Source organism: Ferrovibrio sp. GW821-FHT12F09, assembly GCF_058806775.1.
In genome coordinates this window covers 2,131,567-2,151,471 of sequence record NZ_JBXAPZ010000001.1, presented here as the reverse complement: position 1 = coordinate 2,151,471, position 19,905 = coordinate 2,131,567, and the positions used below count along the sequence as shown (strand labels likewise).

The following is a 19,905-nucleotide window of genomic DNA, read 5'->3' as shown; positions in this document are numbered from 1 at the left end:
TTTTTTACAACTGTGTCACATACACTGTATTGACCCTCTCTTAACTCTGAGTACCATATGTTGTGTTCGTTGGACCTGTTTCGTGACGACGCTGCGCCGCCTTCGAGAGCCCATTCGGGGCTGTTTTTGTGGGGTTTTCGAAGGTGAAAGGGCGGGGTGCGCGGCCGCCGGGACAGAGCAACGGACGGAACCTTGAGATTCACTGATCTACGGCCGGTCCGGCCACTCCCGATTCAGGGACCGACGGACCGCGATAATTGAGGGGAAGCAAATCCGTGCTGGACACTCTGCAAACCGAACGCGGCATCCGCGTTGACGTCGACCGCAGCCGCGACCGCCTGCTGACCGATTTCGGCAAGGCTACGCTCGACGACCGCTACCTGCTGCCCGGTGAGTCCTACCAGGACCTGTTCGCCCGTGTGGCCGGCCACTATGCCGATGACACCGCCCATGCCCAGCGCATCTACGGCTATATCAGCAAGCTCTGGTTCATGCCGGCCACCCCGGTGCTGTCGAATGGCGGCACCAACCGCGGCCTGCCGATCTCCTGCTTCCTGAACGAAGCCAACGACAGCCTCGACGGCATCCTCGGCCTGTGGAACGAGAATGTCTGGCTGGCGGCGCGCGGCGGCGGTATCGGCAGCTACTGGGGCAACCTGCGCTCGATCGGCGAAAAGGTCGGTCAGAACGGCAAGACCTCGGGCATCATTCCCTTCATCCGCGTGATGGACAGCCTGACTCTCGCGATCTCGCAGGGTTCGCTGCGTCGCGGTTCGGCCGCCTGCTACCTGCCGGTCGACCATCCGGAAATCGAGGAATTCATCGAGATCCGCCGCCCGACCGGCGGCGACCCGAACCGCAAGGCGCTCAACCTGCATAACGGCATCCTGATCTCGGACGCCTTCATGCGCGCCGTGGAAGCCGATGAACAGTGGGCCCTGTTGAGCCCGCATGACCAGACCGTGCAGCGTACCGTCTCGGCCCGCGCGCTGTGGATCCGCATCCTCACCGCCCGCATCGAGACCGGCGAGCCCTATCTGGTCTATATCGACCATGTGAACCGTGCCCTGCCGGAACAGCACAAGCTGGCCGGCCTGCGGGTCAAGACTTCGAACCTGTGCAGCGAGATCACGCTGCCGACCGGCATCGATCATCATGGCGTGCAGCGCACGGCCGTGTGCTGCCTGTCGTCGCTGAACCTGGAATACTTCCATGAATGGAAGGAACACCCGCTGTTCATCGAGGATTGCCTGCGCTTCCTCGACAATGTGCTGAGCGACTTCATCGCCAATGCGCCCGACAGCATGAGCAAGGCGCGCTATGCCGCCGAGCGCGAGCGTTCGGTCGGCCTGGGCGTGATGGGCTTCCACTCCTTCCTGCAGGCCAATGGCGTGCCGTGGGAAAGCGTGATGGCCAAGGTGTGGAACCGCACCATCTTCAAGCATATCAAGGACCAGGCCGATACCGCCTCGCGCAAGCTGGCGGAAGAGCGCGGTCCCTGCATGGACGCGGCCGAGTACAACATCATGGAGCGTTTCTCGCACAAGATCGCGATCGCGCCGACCGCGTCGATCTCGATCATTGCCGGCGGCGCCAGCCCGGGCATCGAGCCGAACGTGGCCAATGCCTTCACGCACAAGACGCTGTCGGGCTCCTTCTCGGTGCGCAACCGCTATCTCGAGAAGACGCTGGAGCAGTACGAGAAGAACGACGACGACACCTGGTCGTCGATCACCACCAACGGTGGTTCGGTGCAGCATCTCGACTTCCTGTCGGATGACGAGAAGGCCGTGTTCCGCACCGCCTTCGAGATCGACCAGCGCTGGCTGATCGATCTGGCCGCCGATCGCACGCCGTTCATCTGCCAGGCCCAGAGCCTGAACATCTTCCTGCCGGCCAATGTGCATAAGCGCGACTTGCACCAGATCCACTTCCAGGCCTGGAAGAAGGGCGTGAAGAGCCTCTACTACTGCCGCTCGCTGTCAATCCAGCGCGCCGAGACGGTGTCGGGCAAGACCGACGCCGCCGCGCCGAACGTGGTTTCGATCCCGCTGGTCGGCAAGGTCAATGAAGGCGAGCGCCCGCAGGGCCCGGGCCATCTCGACATGCCGCAGGTCGAACTGCCGCTGGCCGCCATGGCGGCAGCCGGCGGTGGCCCTCGCGAAGCCGTCGATTACGACGAATGCCTGTCCTGCCAGTAAGATTGGCCTGCCAGTAAGACTGGCGTGAAACCAGAAACGGCCCGGGATCGCTCCCGGGCCGTTTTATTTCGTGGGTCTGCTTAGGTTCAGCGTGTCGACGCAACGCGGAATGTAATCGATGCGGTGTACCAGGTGCCGTCTGTTGGGCCCGCTGGTTCAGTTTTCGCGAAATGCTCAATCTCGATGCCGGCCAGCTTCCGGGATGGGACAGTCACTGTCACCATACCTTTCGCGTCGGTTGTTGCTGGCTTGGCCCCGGAACTGTAGTCGAACATGTTGGTCGCGACTTTGGCGCCGGCCAGCGGCTTGCCATTCAGTCGGATCTGCACGCTGAGCTTGTCGCCCGCTTTAAGGGTGGCGGGATCGGACTGCGGCATAATCTCCAGCACATGCCCCAGCGGTTTCCCGAAATTGGGAAACGATGCCAAATAGATCTTAGTGAACTTCACCGACTGACCGGACTGGGAGCCGTCAGGGACTTCGGATCGCGGCAGGTTAACCCAGCCTTTGGACGCTGACTTGGTCCAGTTCTTGTTGTCGTAAACCGTGCTGACGAGAGCCGCACCCATTGCTCTGATCGTCACAGTGGTTTCGTTTTTCTGCACCGATGTCGCAAGTGTTGTGCCGTCAGGCGAGACGGCCCGGATATCGATCACCCTGTCCGGCTTGTAGGGATCGAGGGCGTTCTCGTGACCATACTGTACTTCCAAAGTGTCGGCCGTCTCCACCAGCCACATGGAATGGGCCGCAACATCACCGGTCAAACCAAGCAGAAAACCAACCGCGAGGGCCGACAGCGATATCATCGTCTTCGTCATCTCATGCTCCTGTTGCTCACTAACTCATCACAGCCGAGCGGCGAGACTGGCGTGCCCGGACTTTCATCAGCCATATGGCCACGCCGGTCACCGACAGAACTGCCGTCAGCAGGCCAAGGACCGTCACTGCGATCCGTCCTGGCAAACCCAGGACACGACCAGAATGAACAGGGTACTGCGCCTGAACGAACAAATCCGCCGCCGTGCCTTCGCCGGGCAACCGCTCGCCCAGCAATGCACCGCTCGCCCCATCGAAGAACAGCCGTATCGGGCCCAGCCCGGGTGCGCCACGCTCCTGTCCCGCGGCAAAGAATCTAGCCTGGTAAATACCGGTGCGGGGCGTATAGACGATCGCACCAACCGGCAAGGCCCAGCCGCGCTGCTGCCCAACTGCCGTCGCAATGCCCTGAATATCGGCAAAGGAGAATTGCGGCTCGATCGGAGCACTGGACGGCTTGCGTAGATCAGAGGGTGTCGGCGTAACCTGCGAAACTGTGGACAGCACGGGATAGAATATTTCTCTGTAGAGATTCACAGAAAACCCGGTGAAGGCCATACAGAACAGCAACGGCCAGATCCAAGCGCCGATCGCCCGGTGCCTGTCAAAATTCCAGCGATAGCGTGAACCGCCGCGGACAACCCAGGCACGTCCCCAACGCTGCGCGAAATCATGGAGGTGCGCCCTGCCCGGCATGGTCAGCAGGAAGCCGACCAGACAATCGATTGTCCAGGCCAGTGCGATCACGCCCGTAATCCAGCGTCCGATGCGCTCGATTCCGCCCACCGCCGGCATATGTAGACTGTGATGCAGGCGGTAGACAAAAGGAATGAAGGTTTCTCGCGTCAGCGGCCAGACCGCTTCGCGGCTGCGCCGTCCCAGTACCTCGGCTGTCACCGGATCGATGAAAACCTGATCGAAATCCAGTTGGAAGGCATGACCGGTGATGGGATCGATGCGCGGCTGCACAAAGATCGAGATTGGCCCGCCTGCTTTTGGCGCGAGGAGCAGATAGGTTACTCGCACTCTCCGATCATACTCTTCCAGTCTGCGGGCCAATTCGGCCGCGTCAAAGCGCGGCGCCTCCGAGGCCCGCTTGAGATACGGGTTTAGGTAGGAATCGATTTCGTCATTCCAGGCGATTACCGCACCGCTCAGGCCAGATACGAAGAGAAAGCCTGCAAGCGCCAGGCCGACCCATCGATGCAACCGACCTAACAGTGGGCGCATGCAGCCGGCGCCGACCTAGAAGTCGAAGCTGGTGGAAAGCATCACCGTCCTCGGCAATCCCTGGCCGAGACCGCCGAAACTCGACACGCCCGACCAGTAATTCTCGTCGGTGACGTTACGCACCATAAACCTGAAGGTGGCCGGCGTACGCACGATCTCAGTCGAATAGCGCGCTCCCAAATCCAGCCGCGTCCAGGATGGCACGTTCTGGGTGTTCGCCGCGTTCACATACTGCTGCCCGGTATAGGCGAGACTGGCGCCCAAAGTCAGTCCGCGGATATATGGCAGGTCCCATTCGAGGCCGAGGTTGGCCATTACTTCAGGAACCCCGACCGGCCGATTGCCAATAGTTGTCGCGGAGTTCGTCTTGGTCAGCTCAGCATCGATCAGAGTGATACCGCCAAGCAGACGTACGCTCGGCGTAATCTCACCGAACGCACTGAGTTCCACACCTCGGTTGCGCTGTTCGCCGCCAGCGCTGTAGACGCTGTTTACTAGCTGTCCCGATGGCTTGGTCAGCTGAAACACACTAAGCGTTGTTGCCATCCGGCCAAAATCGAACTTCACACCAGCTTCATATTGCTCCGAGATGTAAGGCGCCAGCACTTCACCCACATTGGTCGAACCCGCCGGCGCCACATCGCCCTTGCTCAGCCCCTCGATATAGCTCGCGTATAGTGATACATCCTTCCACGGCTTCACCACAACACCAGCGAACGGGCTGTTAGCCTTATCATCATACGCCGATGTGGTAATCCCGGTTGCCGCAAAGTTGTTGCCTTCGATGCGCTGACTTCTCATGCCAAGCGTCAACTGGGCCCGCTCATCGAGAATGGACAAAGTGTCGGACACAGCGGCGCCAACCAGGTCGGTCTCCGAAAGCTTCGGTACCGCGGCGGGTCGCGCCACACTCTGCGCCGGTCGGTCGATCGGATTGTAAATATTCGTGGTGTAAGCCGTTCCATTGGTGGAGCCGCGTGAGATGTCATCGTGGTATCCGGTCACCTGCGCCGTTGCCGTGTGGTTGACCGTTCCGGTATCGAATTTCACCCGCGTCCCCACATCAGCGACAACGCGATTGATATCGAACAGGAAATATTGCGGCGTCACGGTGGTGGCCCCGTTTGCGGTGGTGACTGACGGCGTTCCGAACAGCCGCGCAACCTCGGAATGTCCGCCGCCGAAATTGGCAAAGACCAGAACATTTTCTGAAAGATTGAAATCAGTCTTGAGCAGCAGCGCCTGATCTGAAAGTTCAGACCACTCCCACTTCTGCGTGATGTTGCGGCGGGCGTCCGGCGCGGAGGGAACCACTCCCCCAAGACCGGCAGCAAGGAAAAGCGGACGCGACGGGGCATTCCATTTTTCTTCCTGCGCGATCACATCGGCGGAAAAGCGGATCTTCTCGCCGCGATAGTCAAATGCCACCGCGCCAACGGTGGATTCCTTTGACTGGTTGTCGAGCTGCGTATCACCCCCATGGTAGCTGGTATTAGCACGGATGCCGAATTCACGGTTCTCGCCATAACGCCGGCTTACATCCGCCTTGCCACCAAACTGCGAGTCTTCTGCGAAATCCAAGGTTGCACGGGTGAGGTCGCTGTCAAGTGCACGCTTGGGAACGATGTTGATCGCGCCGCCGACAGCACTGTTCGGTGCTAGGCCATAAAGAAAAGCGGTGGGGCCTTTGACCACTTCAATACGCTCGGCGTATTCGGTCAGAATGCGGTAGGTCGGTGCAACGCCGTAAACGCCATCGAAGGCCATGTCGCCGATATTGCCTTCATTGACGGGGAATCCACGGATGAAGTAAGCGTCCAGCATGCCGCCCGAATGACCGCTCACCCGAACCGAAGGATCGTTACCGACGACGTCGGCAGCAGTGGTCGCCTGCTGGTCCTCGACGAACTGTGAAGTGAAGCTTGTAATACTGAGAGGCGTATCCATGAAATCGCGGTTGCCAAGAACCCCAAGTCGAGCCCCGCGTGCCGCCTGCCCGCCCGCATAAACATCCGGTGCAGCCTGGGCAGCATTCAGGGGATTCGTTCGTTTTCCCTCGATCACGACCGGCGGCAAGACTGCGGCATCGCTGCCCGGCGGCACCTTGAACAGCGAAACCGTGGTGGTTGCGGTATAACGCGAGGCAATGCCGGTTCCCTGCAACAGGGCGTTTAAGCCGGCATCGACGGGATAGGCGCCGGTCAGGCTTCGGGTGGTGACCCCTTGCAGGTCTTCGGTTGCGTAAGTGAACTGCAACCCTGACTGCTCCGAGAACTGGCGGATGGCGCTGGCCAGCGGCTGCGCCGGAATATTGAAGGATCGTGGCTGCTGCGCGGTCTGACCCGGTGCCGGTTGGGCTAGTACAAATCCCGGCTGGAGCGTGATCAACATCGCCGTACTGGCAAGCAGCAAAACGGCATAGGCTCCACCACACCGCCGAGCCATATCGCGGGTGACCACTCTCTTCGACTTTTCCATAACTCTTCCCCAAAAAAGCAGTGGCCCCCTAGAGGGCCACCACTAATGCCTTGCATTCGCAATTTGCATACAGGATTTGCAATTTATTCGCAATAGCGTGTCGTCATCCCCTTGCCCACTATACGGCTTCAAATCTTGCTGGCTCGCAGTCCCGATTTGCGCCGCTATTGGTTCCCTCCAGCAAACATACCGTCAGACAGCGTCGAGCTTCTCCGACTGCCAGACCTCGTAGGCAGCGATCAGCACGATGGCGAGACCGAGCAGCAGATGGGTCAGCGTCGCCACGTCATAACGGGTGAAGCCGATCAGCCAGGGTGACAGCGCCGCCCAGATGCCGAGCAGGCCGCTGATATAGGCTTCCCAGCGGTCCAGCAGGGTCAAGGCCAGCGCCGAAAGCGCGAAGATCAGCAGGCCGATGATGAGGGCATTGATGGTGGCGCCGTCCAGCCCGGTATAGCCGAGCAGCCAGGGCGAAACCGCCAGCAGCGCACCGAGCGCCATATTGGCCCAGTCCTGCCAGCGACGCGATTGCGGTTCGCGATGCGTGATATGGGCCACGACAACCTCCTGCAGGATGACAGCAAAGGCCGGACATCCGTTGAAAAGGCCGTGCAGCGACAGGTCCCCCCGTGCCTGCGGCACGGCGTCATGATTCAGATAGGGCGCGCCGGGCTGTTTCGCCAGAGGGCATACTGCCCTCCGTCAGTTTCCGGCCGATTTCCGGTCAAAAGCCGGCGATGGCCGCACGGTCGAGGCGTGGCAGCACATCGAAAGCCAGCATGGCATGCACGCCCTTGTTGCCATCGACCAGCTGGGTGATGTGCAGGTCGCAGGCCAGGCTGCACAGCGCATAGGCGTCGTTCGCCGCCATGCCGGCCGCCGCACCCAGCAGGTCGATCATGTCTTCCAGCGCGCGGGTCGCCGCATCGTCCAGATCGGGATCGAAGGCCATGGTGATGAGATGCGTCGGCGTCACGGCGCGCGGCCGCGGCAGGCTGCGGCCCTTGTGCAGCACCAGGGTGAAGTCGCCTTCCAGTGCGGTTTCCAGGGCTGTGAGATTCACCTCGCCATCGCCCTGGCAGGCATGGCCATCGCCGGTGGAGAACAGCGCACCCGGCACGAAGACCGGCAGATACAGCACCGTACCGGCGATCAGTTCGCGATTGTCGATATTGCCGCCGTATTCGCGCGGCTCGATGGTGGAGACGCGGCCATAGGACGGCCGCGGCGACACGCCCATCACGCCGAAGAACGGCCGCAGCGGTACAACGGAGCCCCAGGGACAGGTGGCGGTCATCGCATTGCGGTTGATCGGGATATGCAGCAGGCGGCCATCGGGAAAGCGATGCGGCAGCGCGCCGCGCAGCGGCCGGTTGACGTTCCAGCCCCAGTCCTGGATCAGCCGCACGTCGTCGATGCGCACCTCCAGCACGTCGCCGGGTTCGGCGCCTTCCACCGCCACCGGCCCGGTGAGGATATGGCCCGGCAGCACCGGCTTCAGCGTTTCGACGATGGTGCGATGTTCGGGCAGCACGGCCAGGCTGGCGCTCTGTGGCGGAATCACCTCGGCGCCGCCGGAAACCGTGCGGATGGTGACGCTCTGCCCCGATGCGACGGTGAGCACCGGCTGCAGCGTGGCGTCGAAAAAGCCCCAGTGGACGGTATCGGGAGTGGGATCCAGCCTGTGATCGGTCATCGGCCTGTCTGCTGTCTGGGTTGAATGATCGCAGACTAGCCGATCCATCCGCAGGCCGACTACAGCCGGTGCCGCTAAACGTCCACCGACCGGGACGGATCTCGGGGCGAAAGATCGCTCTCCTGCGACTTGTAGGTGAAGAACGAGACGATGTGATCGATGGTCTGCCCGTCATCCGCCAGCGGGCAGTGGGCATATTCGAGGATGGTCATCTTGAAGGTGAAGGGCATGGTCGGCGGCCCCTGCCGCAGATAGGCATGGCCGGTATCGAGGACCGCCTGCCTGCTCCGGATAATGATGGAGGAGTTGGGCAGTTCGGCGACGATGTCATCGAGATAGCGGTTCGCGTTGCGGACCGGTGAGGCATCCATCACATCCTGGCCGACGACCTTCATCTTGAACCGCGTCCGGCCGTCTTCGCGATGCACCGTGACCAGGACGACGCCGGACAGCAGCGCGGGGATGCCCAGCGGGTCGAAGTCGCGGCGCGCCGGCAGGCGGTCGACGGGATGGATCGTCAGCATGTAACGAATGAACGCGGCCAGCCGCGGCGACTGCACTTTCGGCAAAAAGCCCTGCAGCGCTGCGATATTGCGCTGGGACAGGTCGGGCAGCATGGGAATGGCGTTCATGAGGCTGGTCTAAAGGATCGATCGACGGTCCGGTAGTTACGTCTTGGTAATCCTGCCCCGGACCCGGCCACCGCCATACTGTTACCGGCCTGCTTCCCTTGCGCAAACTTGCAATCCGGTCGCACTCGCTTCTAATCGCTGCAGCAAGCGGAGGCGACGACGATGAATTTATGGTTCCGGCTGATCTGGATGCTGCTGACCGTGTGGCGGCGCGGACGCGTCAGTCCGCTCGATACCAGCACGATCCGCATGACCGTGCTGCCCAATGATCTCGACTTCAACGGCCATATCAACAACGGCCGCTACCTGACGCTCGCCGATGTGGGGCGCATGGACTACGTGCTGCGCAGTGGTGCGGGCAAAGCGGCCTGGCGGATGCGGGCGCTGCCGATCGTGGGCGATTCCATGGCGAAATTCCGCCGCGACCTGAAGCTGTTCGAGCGCTTCGACCTGACCACCCGGATTCTGGGCTGGGACGAGAAATGGACCTTCATCGAGCACCGCTTCCTGCGTCAGGGCCGGGTGCTGGGCGTGGTCGTCATCCGCGGCCTGTTCAAGGCGCCCGGCGGTCCGGTGAAACCGGGCGACTTTGCCGCCGTCATCGGCATGAGCCCGATCTCGCCGTCCCTGCCGGAGTGGCTGCTGGAATGGAACCGCAGCTGCGACAGCCTGAGCCAGACCCTGCGGCAGGAGGAACAGGCGGCAGGATGACGGCATCAGGGGCCGTCCAGGTCCCCGGACACTGGCAACGGACGGGTCCTCTCCCTAAGGTGTGACGTGATGTTTGTGTCCAGAACCGGCGATCCCGCCGCGCAGGCCTTTGGCCATACCGGCTTCCGTCTTTACTGGTTCGGAACCCTGGCGGTGCGCTTCGCCATACAGATTATTTCCGTTTCCGTCGCCTGGCAGATCTACGACACCACGGGCGAGCCCTTCCTGCTCGGCCTTGTGGGGCTGAGCCTGTTCCTGCCATCGCTGCTGCTGTTCCTGGTGACCGGCCTGATTGCCGACCGCTACAACCGCCGCATCATCATGGGGCTTTGCCTTACCCTGATGCTGGCCTGCGCCATCGGCTTCTTCATCCTGGCGACCGCCCATACCGACAAGGTCTGGATGATCTTTGCCCTGCTGCTGGCTTTCGGCCTGGCGCGTGCCTTCTGGAATCCGGCCTCGCAGTCGCTGCTGCCCAATCTGGTGCCGGCAACCGCACTCGCCAATGCAATAAGCATCAATGCCTCCGGCATCCAGTTCGCCGCGATCCTTGGCCCGGTCATGGGCGGCCTGCTTTATGCGGTCGGCCCGGCCTACACCTTCCTGTCCTCTGCCGCGCTCATCGCGATCGCGCTGGCCTGTATCGCCTGCATCCCGAGGCCGGCGCAGCGCCAGTCCAGCCAGGCCCGCAGCATGGATGACGTTCTGGCCGGCGTGCGCTTCATCTTCGCCAACCGGATCATCCTCGGTGCGATCTCGCTCGATCTTTTCGTCGTCCTGATGGGCGGCGCCGTGGCGCTGCTGCCGGTCTATGCCAAGGATGTTCTGCAGGCCGGACCGGTCGAACTCGGTCTGCTGCGTTCCGCTCCCGGCGTCGGCGCCATTGCGATGACGCTGGTGCTCGTCGCCTTTCCCATCCGCGACCATGCCGGACGGCTGCTGTTCATCTTCGTCTCGCTGTTCGGACTTTTCACCGTCATCTTCGGCCTCTCCACATCGATCTGGATTTCGGTGCCGGCACTGGCGCTGGTCGGCGCGGCCGACATGATCAGCGTCACCATCCGTCAGACCATCATGCAGCTCTGGACACCCGATGACGTACGTGGACGGGTGAATGCGGTGAACTCGGTGTTCATCGGCGCCTCGAACGAAGTCGGCGAATTCCGCGCCGGCACGGTCGCGCATCTGTTCGGCCCGGTGGTGGCGGTGGTGGCCGGCGGCTTCGGCGCCATCGGTGTGGCCATCCTCTGGGCCCGCCTGTTCCCCGACCTGCGGCGGCAGCGCAATCTGGATCGCGCGACCGGCTAGCGATTGATCCGATCTGGATCGGGCATACAGCTATCTCTCATTCAGATAGCTGGCATCGGATCAAACTATTTCAGCAAGATGCGTGAGCTCTCTAGGCTAACAAACAGCCACAAGCGCGACCTGCATAAATCTTATGCAGATACTCACAAGCGCCCCAGACACCCCAGAGAGGTCTCCATGTTCTCACGTTTCCATTCCGCGCTCTGTGCCGCACTGGCCGTCCTGGCAGTCAGCCCCTCTGCGATGGCGGTCGATTGGCCGCCGGCCGGCACCACCACCATCGTGGTTCCCTACACCGCCGGCAATATTGCCGATATCGCGGCGCGGACGATCGGGCAGAAACTGAACGAACGCACCGGCAAAACCTTCATCATTGAAAACCGGGCCGGCGCCAGCACCCAGATCGGCACCAGCCTGGTCGCCCGCGCGCCGGCCGATGGCCGCACGCTGCTGCTGACCGGCGCCATCTTCGCCACCAACCCGGCCCTCTTCCCCAAGCTGCCCTATGATTCCGAAAAAGATCTCGCGCCTGTGGGCCTGGTGGTCTCCAACCCGCTGGTGCTGACCACGGCCAAGAGTAAGCCCTTCCCCGATTTCGCCAGCATGGCGACCTACGCCAAGGCCAAACCCGGCCAGCTCGCCCTGGCCTCGGGCGGTTCCGGCACGCTCACCCATATCGCGCTGGCGTTGATGGCGATCAACCTCGGCACCGAGATCAACCACGTCCCCTATAAAGGCGGCAGCGCTGCCGCGATGGACACCCTGTCCGGCCAGGTCGATGGCTTCTGGGACAATCCCAGCTCGGCCATCCCACAGATCAAGGCCGACCGCATCCGTGCACTGGCGGTCTCAGGTCGCCAGCGCAATCCCGCTTTGCCGAATGTGCCGACCATGGTGGAACTGGGCTACAGCGATTTCGAAGCGATCAACTGGTTTGGCGTCTTCGCCCCGGGCAAGACCGATCCGCAATTGCTCGACGCCATCCACAAGGAAATCCGCACCATCCTGGAACTGCCCGATGTCAGGGAGCGCTTCGCCCAGGAAGGCGTGACGGCCAGCGGGCCGGGCCGCGCCGAATTTGCCGCCTTCGTGGCGAGCGAAATGAAGAAATGGGGCACGCTGATCCGCGAGAAAAACATCCAGGCTGAGTGATCGACGCTCAACCCGCCCGTCGGCCAGAGTAAACAGAAGCCAGAGTCCAAAAAGATGGCATCCGCAGTGCAAGACCCGTCAGGCGCCTTTGCCGAGCTGATGGCGATCCGCGCCGGCCGCAGGCTCGCGGCCGGCGAAGTCACCATCACCGGTCACGACCCGCTGTTTCGCAGCCCCTTCCGCATCGGTGAAACGCTGGCGATGGCGCTGGCCGCCAGGGGCGTGGCGGCCAACGATCTCTGGGAATTGCGCACCGGCGCGCGGCAGACCCTCAGCGTCGATGCCCGTGCGGCGGCGGCGACATCACATTCCGGCCGCGCGGTGACCCTGATCCGCGACACGGACGGACGCTATCAGCCCATTCCGGTGTCGGCGGCATTGCAGCATATGGTGTCGATGACGCAGCCCTGGGAAACCGCCGATGGGCGATGGGTGCTGCCCCATACCAATCTGCCGCATCTCCAGCGTCGGGTGTTCGATGTGCTCAAATGCGAAGACACTGTGGAATCGATCAGGGCCGCCGTGGCGCGCTGGCCTGCCGACGCACTGGACAGCGCAATCGCTGATGCCAATGCCTGTGCCGCCAGGGTGCTCACGCCGGAGGAATGGCTGGCCCATCCGCAGGGCGCGTATCTGGCATCCCGCCCCGTGGTCGAGATCACCCGGGTTGCCGACAGCGCGCCGGAACCTTTGCCCGCAGGTGGCGATCAACCACTGTCCGGTATCCGTGTCCTCGACCTGACGCGCATTCTCGCCGGCCCGACGGCCGGCCTGGGTCTGGCCGAACATGGCGCCGATGTCCTGATGGTGACGGCGCCCGACCTGCCGCAGGTGCCGTCCTTCGTGCGCGACACCAGCCATGGCAAGCGCAGCTGCTTCCTGGATTTCACCCGCGCCGACGAGGCCGAAAAACTCCGCGCACTGGTGCGCAACGCCGATGTGCTGGTGGAAGGTTATCGCCCCGGCCGACTGGCGGCGCATGGCTTTGGCGTCGAAGACCTGACGGCGCTGCGGCCGGGGCTGATCTATGTGAGCGTGAACTGCTTCGGCTCCGGCGGGCCGCTCGCCGCTCGCGCCGGCTGGGACCAGATCGCGCAGGCGATCACCGGCATCTGCCATACCCAGGGTGTGGCGACGGCAGCCGGGCAGCCGAAGCTGACGCCTGTCCCGATGTGCGATTTCCTCACGGGCTTCCTCGGCACCTTCGGCGCCATGCTGGCCCTGGCCCGGCGCGCGCGCGACGGCGGCAGCTATCATGTACAGGTGTCGCTGTGTCAGGCCGCCATGCTGTTCCAGCGCCAGGGACTGATCGACGATTTCAACGATGCGCCGGGCCAGCTCACGCCCGATGAATTCGAAGCGCTGGCGGTCCGCGTCGACAACACCTGCTATGGCGACCTCAAGACGCTCGGCCCGGTGCTGCGGATGTCGCACACGCCCTGCCGCTGGTCCCGCCCCACGCCGGCGCTGGGCAGCGACCGGGCGGAATGGCTGGCGCGCTAGGCTTTCTGGACCTGAACGTCAGACCGTTCTCCGGCGGCCTGCTGGCGATGCCGCTTCTGCACCATCGCCTCATGCAGCATGCGGATCTGGTCGCTGCCGGTCGTGGTGAACAGGAACGGAAAAATGCCGTGCAGAAGGCAGGCGATCCCGCCCCAGACCATGCGCAGGGCGAAGGACGACGCCGACAGCAGATGCTGCGCGTAGGTTTCGCCAACAGAAGCGGGATGTTCGGTAAAGACCTGCACAGGATGCCCCCTCGCATCGAATCACATGCCAGGATGATACCGGGGCCAGGGCAACAGCTTTCCCAAAAACCACTGTTTAATAGCCATAAAATGGGATATTATTCTATTTATGGCGAAAGAAATAAAACTGGATTCCATAGATCGGCGCATCCTCGGCCTGCTGCAGGATGACGCGGCCATGCCCATCCAGCAGATCGCGGACCAGGTCGGACTGTCGGTGAATCCCTGCTGGCGCCGCATCAAGATGCTGGAGGAAGCCGGGGTCATCGAGCGCCGGGTCGCCCTGGTGAATGCCGCGGCGGTGGGCCTGGGCATGACCGCCTTCGTCTCGATCCGGACCAACCAGCATAATAAAACCTGGCTGGAAGCCTTTGCCCGCGGGGTGCAGCGCATTCCCGAAATCGTCGAATGCCACCGCATGAGCGGCGATATCGATTACCTGCTCAAGATCGTCGTCGGCGATATCGCGCATTACGACCGGGTCTACCAGAAACTGATTTCAGAAGTCCCCGGCCTGTCCGACGTCAGCTCCACCTTCTCCATGGAGCGTCTCAAGCACGGGGTGAAACTGGACCTGCAGTCGCTGTCCTAGGCCCAACGCCACCCCCGGTGACGCCTGTCACATTCATTTAACTTGTACACAATCTAATTGCCCGCTACCTTCTGTCCTGTAGCAACGAGCACCCCCGCGCTACCCAACAGGAGACGAACAATGTCCATCACCCCGCTCTACACCACCACTGCCACCGCCACCGGCGGTCGTTCGGGCCAGGTCAAGTCGGCCGACGGCATCATCGACATGACGCTGGCCATGCCCAAGGAACTGGGTGGCCCCGGCAATGCCGCCAACCCGGAAACCTTCTTCGCCAGCGGCTATGCCGCCTGCTTCCAGGGCGCTCTCGGCCTGGTCGCCCGCAACCAGAAGATCACCCTGCCGGCCGGCAACACGGTCACCGTGACCATCGGCATCGGCAAGGACGAGACCAGCTTCGGCCTGAACGCCAAGATCTCGGTCGCCCTGCCCGGCATGGACAAGGCCCAGGCCGAGGCGCTCACCGCCGCCGCCCATCAGGTCTGCCCGTATTCGAAGGCGACCCGTGGCAACATCGAAGCCACGCTCGAGACTGTTGTCTAACATTGTGCCGCGACGCCGGGCTGCAAGGCCCGGCGTCGCCTAACCCCGCGGTTTACGCATGTCCGCCGATACCCAGCTCAAGCTCGACCACCAGCTCTGCTTCGCGCTTTACGCCGCGTCCAATGCGATGACGCGGCTCTATCGCGACCGGCTGGAGCCGCTCGGCCTCACCTATCCGCAGTATCTGGTCATGCTGGTGCTGTGGGAGCAGGACGGGCTGAGCGTCAAAAACCTGGGCGAGCGCCTCTATCTCGATTCCGGCACGCTGACCCCCATGCTCAAGCGCATGGCCGAGGCCGGGCTGCTGACCCGCACCCGCGCCGAGGACGACGAACGCCAGGTGGTGATCCGCCTGACCGACCGGGGCCGGGACCTGAAAGCCGCCGTGGCCGAGATGCATGCCGGCCTGGGCTGCCTGCTGCCGCTCGAACCCCAGGAAATCGGCCGCCTGCGGGCCGAGCTGCGCGGCCTGGCCAGCGGCCTGATCGCGGTGGCGGAATAATCCACAGGCGGTTGCCCGGGCTGTCATAATTCTGACCGTCGAATCCGGCATAATCCACAGGTTCAGCCACTACCCTTGGGGTTTTGGCTTGCCTTGGGCCACCAGATATTGCGATAGTCCCGCACTCAGAATCAGAGTGAGGAACCCATGTCGCTGCTCGACTCCAAGCCCGTCTACAAGCCCTTCAAGTATCCGTGGGCCTACGAAGCCTGGATGACCCAGCAGCGCGTGCACTGGCTGCCCGAGGAAGTGCCGCTCGCCGACGACGTGAAGGATTGGCAGAAGAAGCTGACCCCGGGCGAGAAGAACCTGCTGACCCAGATTTTCCGCTTCTTCGTCCAGGCCGATGTGGAAGTGAACAACTGCTACATGAAGCACTATGCGCGGGTGTTCAAACCCACCGAAGTGCAGATGATGCTGGCCTCCTTCTCCAACATGGAGACGGTGCATATCGCCGCTTACTCGCACCTGCTCGACACCATCGGCATGCCCGAAGAAGAGTATTCGGCCTTCCTCCGCTACAAGGAGATGAAGGACAAGTACGACTACATGCAGCAGTTCGGCGTCGAGACCAAGGCCGATATCGCCAAGACGCTCGCCGTGTTCGGCGCCTTCACCGAAGGCCTGCAGCTCTTCGCCTCCTTTGCGATCCTGCTCAACTTCCCGCGCTTCAACAAGATGAAGGGCATGGGCCAGATCATCTCGTGGTCGGTGCGCGACGAAAGCCTGCACACCAACTCGATCATCAAGCTGTTCCGCACCTTCGTGGACGAGAATCCCGAAGTCTGGAACGAGGAATTCCAGCGCGACCTCTATGTCGCCTGCTCCACCATCGTCGACCATGAAGACGCCTTCATCGATCTCGCCTTCGAGATCGAGGGCGTGCAGGGCCTGACCGCGCAGGAAGTGAAAGACTACATCCGCTGGACCGCCGACCGCCGTCTGCTGCAGCTCGGCCTGCAGCCGATGTATCGGGTGGCCAAGAACCCGCTGCCCTGGCTGGACGCGATCCTCAACGGTGTCGAACACACCAACTTCTTCGAGAACCGCGCGACCGAGTATTCCAAGGCCTCGACCCAGGGCAACTGGGAAGACGCCTTCGCCTGATCGCCTGTCACGCGTTTTACAGATCATTATGGCCGGGCTTGTCCCGGCCATTTTGTTATGATGGCCGATGACCTACAGCATCCGTCCCGGGCGTCGCGCCGAAGCCGGCCACCTGCGCGACATCGAACGCGCCGCCGCCCAGGCTTTCATCGCCGTCGGCTATCCGGCCATTGCCAGTTATGAACCGACCCATGGCGACGACCTGCGCGAGGCGGTTGAAGACGGCACGCTGTTCGTCGCCGCCGATATTGCCGACCGGCCAGTGGGCTTCCTGCTCTGCAGCGAGCTGGATCACGGCCTCTATGTCCAGGAAATCAACGTCCACCCTGACCATGCCGGCCATCGCCTGGCCGTGCCGCTGCTGACGGCAGCCGAGACGCTGGCGCAGACCCTGGACCTGCGGCTACTGACCTTGACCACCTTCCGCCATGTGCCGTGGAACGCGCCCTATTATACGAGGCTCGGCTTCGCCGCGATCCCGAACGACATGATCGGGCCGAACCTGCGCATTGTGATTGCGCGCCAGCACAAGGCCGGTCTCGACAGCGCCGACCGCGTGGCCATGCAGCGTGCCGTCCCGGCGCCCTAGCCGCGGATGATATCCGCCGTCGGCACCAGCGCGCTGTCGGGGAACAGCCGCGCCATGGTGGCGGCGCCGTCGAGGCCGAAATGCGCCGCAGCGATACCCTTGTACAGTGCGGTGAGATGCGTGGTCGGCGCGACGTCGCGGCCCTGATAGAGCTGCGGCTGCTTCAGCCCCGGCCAGTCGGCCAGCACGCGCCCGCCCCTCACCGCACCGCCGAGCAGGAAGCCGGCGCCGCCGGTGCCATGATCGGTGCCACCCGAACCGTTCGGCATCGCCGTGCGGCCGAATTCGCTGACCGCGAGGATCGCTGTGTCGCGCCACACCGGGCGCAGGCCATCGGCGAGCGCGGCCAATGCCTGCGACAGCACGGTGAACTGTTGCGCCAGGCGATTGGCTTCGGCGCTGTGGGTGTCGAAGCCGTTCATTTCGATCACGGCGATGCGCGGGCCATCGGGTCGCGCCAGCCGCGCCGCCGCCAGTTGCGCCAGGCCGACCACCGCCTGCAGGCTGCCGGGCCGTGTCATCTCGCGCGGCGCATCGGCTTCCATCTGCGCCGCCGCCATGGCGGGACCGAGCACGGTGTCTTCCGACCACAGCGCCATCATGCGGTCGACGAACACCGCCGGCGCGCCGGGCAGTTTGTCGGGCGCAGCAGAGTCGATGCCGACCGGACCGCGCAGCGCAAAGGGTACGGTGGGGCCGACCGCGAGGCCGAGACGGCGACGACCGGCGGCTTTCTCATGTTCGGCGAGCAGGCGGTTGAGCCAGCCCGCCGTGCCGGAGGTCGGGCGCTCCAGCCCGGCTTCGAGTTCGTCCTGGGCGGAGAAATGCGAGCGGTCGCGATGGCTGCTGGCCACGGCATGGATCGGCAGCAGATCGCCGGCGTCAAAGAAGGATTTCAGCGGCGCCAGATTGGCATGCAGCGCGAAGACATGATCCAGCGGCACCGGCGTCTGCTGGTCGAGGAATTCGCCGCGCAGCCTTGCAAAGCCCGGATCGCCAATCGGCATGATCGCCGCCAGCCCATCCATGCCGCCGCGCAGGATGAAAAACACGAAACGTTTTTCCGTCGCCGCCGACGCAAAGGCGATGCGCGGCATGGCCATGGTGGCCGCGCTGCCGAGCGTGAGCAGGCGGAGGGCATCGCGGCGGGTGGCGGAGGATGCTGTGCGATCCATGCTCACCGCCACTGGAATTCCGGCGCCGCCAGCACGGTGGCGAGCGCGGCGGGGCGGCTTTCGGCCCGCTGCACCGCCTGCCGCGTATCGGGCCGGGCCCGTGCACCGATGGCGAGATCGAGCAGCGTCATCGGCTCAGTGCTGTTGCGCGCGCGCTGGGCCAGTACGAAGGCCAGTTCGATGCGCTGGCGCAGCGCGTCGGGCGCCATCCATTCATTGGCGCGATCGGACCAGCCAGCGGGAGACGGCGGCTGGAACGGTGCCTGGCCGAATTGCCGCAGTAGGCCGATGAAGCGCTGCGGCGGCAGATCGGCATTGCTGAGCCGCACGGCGGCCAGCATGAAGTCGCGCGGATTGCGCAGCTTGCGGTATTGCGGATCCCAGGCTTCGGGCAGGTCGATCAGCGTCAGCGCCAGCTGCCGCAGGTCGCCCTGCGTGTCGCGGAAGGTTTTCGCCAGGGTGGCAACAGCACCCGGCGGCGGATCGTCGGCGATGAAATGACGGGCCAGCTTCAGCGCCAGATGCTGCGCCGTCTCGGGCTGGGCGGCCAGCATCTGCAGGGCGGCGATGCCCTGGTCGGAACTCTGCTGGCTGAAATTGTAGCCCAGCAGCGCCTGCGGGCCGGGCTCGTGGATATTGGGGCGGAAGCAGGCGGCGCCCAGCGTGCAGCCCTCCTGCGGATTGCGGCCGACCGACCAGCCGGTGAGGATCTTCGCCAGCGCGATCACATCGGCCTGGGTGTAATGCGCCGCCGGGCTGATGGTGTGCAGCTCCAGGATCTCGCGCGCATGATTCTCGTTGAGGCCGACCTGGCGGCGCGCGCCGGCCTTCGACGATGGCCCCAGCGATGAGGCATTGTCGAGATAGAGCAGCATCGCCGGATGGCCGGTGACGGCGAGCAGCATGTCGGAGAAGCGGCCGAAGGCATGGGGCCTGATCGCCTCGCGTTCATAGGCGCCAACCAGCGCCATAACGATCTGGTCGCGGCCGGCGACGGTGAAATGGTTGGCCCAGAACTGCACCCAGCGTTCGGCAAAGGGCGCGTCGCTCTGCGCCTGCGCCTGGAACAGCGTCGTCAGTTCGGTCTGGATATTCTGCTGCAGCACCTGGCGCGCGGCCTTCTCGGCCTCGGCCAGATCCTTCTGCTTCGCCTGGCGATAGGCATAGAAGGCGCTGGCCTGGCTCTGGGCCGAGGGCAGGCTGGCGAGCGCCGCCGGCATGACCGCCGCACTGCCCTTCGCCGGCACCTGGCCCTTCAGCCAGCCGCGCGGATCGGACTCCAGCGCCGCCGCATCGGCGGGGCGGATGCCGAGGCCGAAGCGGTTGGCGGCGTGGATGGCACTGGCAGACAGCATGGACACCTGTTCATGCAAGGATACCGCAGTTCACGTCCCGGCGGCGGCAATCCTGCGCCGTCCGCTGTGA

The 19,905-nt window shown here is 63.5% G+C and carries 19 protein-coding genes; 10 read left to right on the top strand and 9 right to left on the bottom strand.

The genetic code is table 11. The features are described from left to right. The first annotated feature begins 275 nt into the window (after window positions 1–275). Window positions 276–2,201, top strand: a complete 1,926-nt coding sequence (locus tag AC1ROB_RS10630; RefSeq protein ID WP_492971203.1) for a ribonucleoside-diphosphate reductase subunit alpha — start codon at window positions 276–278, stop codon at window positions 2,199–2,201. Window positions 2,202–2,287: 86 nt separating this feature from the next. Here the strand turns inward: AC1ROB_RS10630 and AC1ROB_RS10625 are convergent, their stop codons facing one another. The 6 genes from AC1ROB_RS10625 to AC1ROB_RS10600 all read right to left on the bottom strand — a co-directional run bounded on the left by AC1ROB_RS10625 (window position 2,288) and on the right by AC1ROB_RS10600 (window position 9,038). Continuing rightward, on the bottom strand, window positions 2,288–3,019 hold the full coding sequence (locus tag AC1ROB_RS10625; protein WP_492971204.1) for a DUF4198 domain-containing protein: 732 nt from the start codon (window positions 3,017–3,019) through the stop codon (window positions 2,288–2,290). Between the two features lie 19 nt (window positions 3,020–3,038). Further along, complete coding sequence (locus AC1ROB_RS10620) at window positions 3,039–4,247, bottom strand: PepSY-associated TM helix domain-containing protein (RefSeq protein WP_492971205.1); 1,209 nt, start codon at window positions 4,245–4,247, stop codon at window positions 3,039–3,041. Between the two features lie 15 nt (window positions 4,248–4,262). Continuing rightward, window positions 4,263–6,725: a TonB-dependent siderophore receptor gene (locus AC1ROB_RS10615; protein WP_492971206.1), complete on the bottom strand. Its 2,463-nt coding sequence runs from the start codon at window positions 6,723–6,725 to the stop codon at window positions 4,263–4,265. A gap of 192 nt (window positions 6,726–6,917) precedes the next feature. Next, window positions 6,918–7,283: an SPW repeat protein gene (locus AC1ROB_RS10610; RefSeq protein WP_492971207.1), complete on the bottom strand. Its 366-nt coding sequence runs from the start codon at window positions 7,281–7,283 to the stop codon at window positions 6,918–6,920. A gap of 166 nt (window positions 7,284–7,449) precedes the next feature. After that, complete coding sequence (locus AC1ROB_RS10605; protein WP_492971208.1) at window positions 7,450–8,421, bottom strand: acetamidase/formamidase family protein; 972 nt, start codon at window positions 8,419–8,421, stop codon at window positions 7,450–7,452. A gap of 74 nt (window positions 8,422–8,495) precedes the next feature. Beyond that, complete coding sequence (locus AC1ROB_RS10600; RefSeq protein WP_492971209.1) at window positions 8,496–9,038, bottom strand: PAS domain-containing protein; 543 nt, start codon at window positions 9,036–9,038, stop codon at window positions 8,496–8,498. A 177-nt stretch (window positions 9,039–9,215) separates the two neighbouring features. Between AC1ROB_RS10600 and AC1ROB_RS10595 the strand changes: the two genes are divergently transcribed. The 4 genes from AC1ROB_RS10595 (at window position 9,216) to AC1ROB_RS10580 (ending at window position 13,727) form a co-directional block, all read left to right on the top strand. Beyond that, window positions 9,216–9,764, top strand: a complete 549-nt coding sequence (locus AC1ROB_RS10595; RefSeq protein ID WP_492971210.1) for a thioesterase family protein — start codon at window positions 9,216–9,218, stop codon at window positions 9,762–9,764. Between the two features lie 69 nt (window positions 9,765–9,833). Beyond that, window positions 9,834–11,072: an MFS transporter gene (locus tag AC1ROB_RS10590; RefSeq protein WP_492971211.1), complete on the top strand. Its 1,239-nt coding sequence runs from the start codon at window positions 9,834–9,836 to the stop codon at window positions 11,070–11,072. Between the two features lie 177 nt (window positions 11,073–11,249). Beyond that, window positions 11,250–12,224, top strand: a complete 975-nt coding sequence (locus AC1ROB_RS10585) for a Bug family tripartite tricarboxylate transporter substrate binding protein (RefSeq protein WP_492971212.1) — start codon at window positions 11,250–11,252, stop codon at window positions 12,222–12,224. A gap of 54 nt (window positions 12,225–12,278) precedes the next feature. Then, the gene (locus tag AC1ROB_RS10580; RefSeq protein WP_492971213.1) at window positions 12,279–13,727 is read left to right on the top strand and encodes a CoA transferase; all 1,449 of its coding nucleotides are present in this window, start codon (window positions 12,279–12,281) and stop codon (window positions 13,725–13,727) included. Here AC1ROB_RS10580 and AC1ROB_RS10575 read toward each other — a convergent pair. After that, on the bottom strand, window positions 13,724–13,972 hold the full coding sequence (locus AC1ROB_RS10575) for a DUF6356 family protein (RefSeq protein WP_492971214.1): 249 nt from the start codon (window positions 13,970–13,972) through the stop codon (window positions 13,724–13,726). The genes AC1ROB_RS10580 and AC1ROB_RS10575 overlap by 4 nt on opposite strands. Before the next feature lie 109 nt (window positions 13,973–14,081). On the opposite strand from AC1ROB_RS10575, the gene AC1ROB_RS10570 reads away from it, so the two are divergent. From AC1ROB_RS10570 to AC1ROB_RS10550, 5 genes are all read left to right on the top strand, one after another. Then, window positions 14,082–14,564, top strand: coding sequence for an Lrp/AsnC family transcriptional regulator (locus tag AC1ROB_RS10570; protein WP_492971215.1), 483 nt, complete (start codon window positions 14,082–14,084; stop codon window positions 14,562–14,564). A gap of 120 nt (window positions 14,565–14,684) precedes the next feature. Beyond that, the gene (locus AC1ROB_RS10565; RefSeq protein ID WP_492971216.1) at window positions 14,685–15,107 is read left to right on the top strand and encodes an Ohr family peroxiredoxin; all 423 of its coding nucleotides are present in this window, start codon (window positions 14,685–14,687) and stop codon (window positions 15,105–15,107) included. A 58-nt stretch (window positions 15,108–15,165) separates the two neighbouring features. Next, complete coding sequence (locus tag AC1ROB_RS10560) at window positions 15,166–15,609, top strand: MarR family winged helix-turn-helix transcriptional regulator (RefSeq protein WP_492971217.1); 444 nt, start codon at window positions 15,166–15,168, stop codon at window positions 15,607–15,609. A gap of 147 nt (window positions 15,610–15,756) precedes the next feature. Then, window positions 15,757–16,716, top strand: coding sequence for a ribonucleotide-diphosphate reductase subunit beta (locus AC1ROB_RS10555; RefSeq protein ID WP_492971218.1), 960 nt, complete (start codon window positions 15,757–15,759; stop codon window positions 16,714–16,716). Between the two features lie 67 nt (window positions 16,717–16,783). Then, entirely contained in the window at window positions 16,784–17,305 is a 522-nt protein-coding gene (locus AC1ROB_RS10550) for a GNAT family N-acetyltransferase (RefSeq protein WP_492971219.1), read from the top strand. Here AC1ROB_RS10550 and AC1ROB_RS10545 read toward each other — a convergent pair. Both AC1ROB_RS10545 and AC1ROB_RS10540 read right to left on the bottom strand, forming a co-directional pair. Next, entirely contained in the window at window positions 17,302–18,480 is a 1,179-nt protein-coding gene (locus AC1ROB_RS10545) for a DUF1501 domain-containing protein (protein WP_492971220.1), read from the bottom strand. The genes AC1ROB_RS10550 and AC1ROB_RS10545 overlap by 4 nt on opposite strands. Window positions 18,481–18,482: 2 nt before the next feature. Beyond that, on the bottom strand, window positions 18,483–19,835 hold the full coding sequence (locus tag AC1ROB_RS10540) for a DUF1800 domain-containing protein (RefSeq protein WP_492971221.1): 1,353 nt from the start codon (window positions 19,833–19,835) through the stop codon (window positions 18,483–18,485). Between the last annotated feature and the right edge of the window lie 70 nt (window positions 19,836–19,905).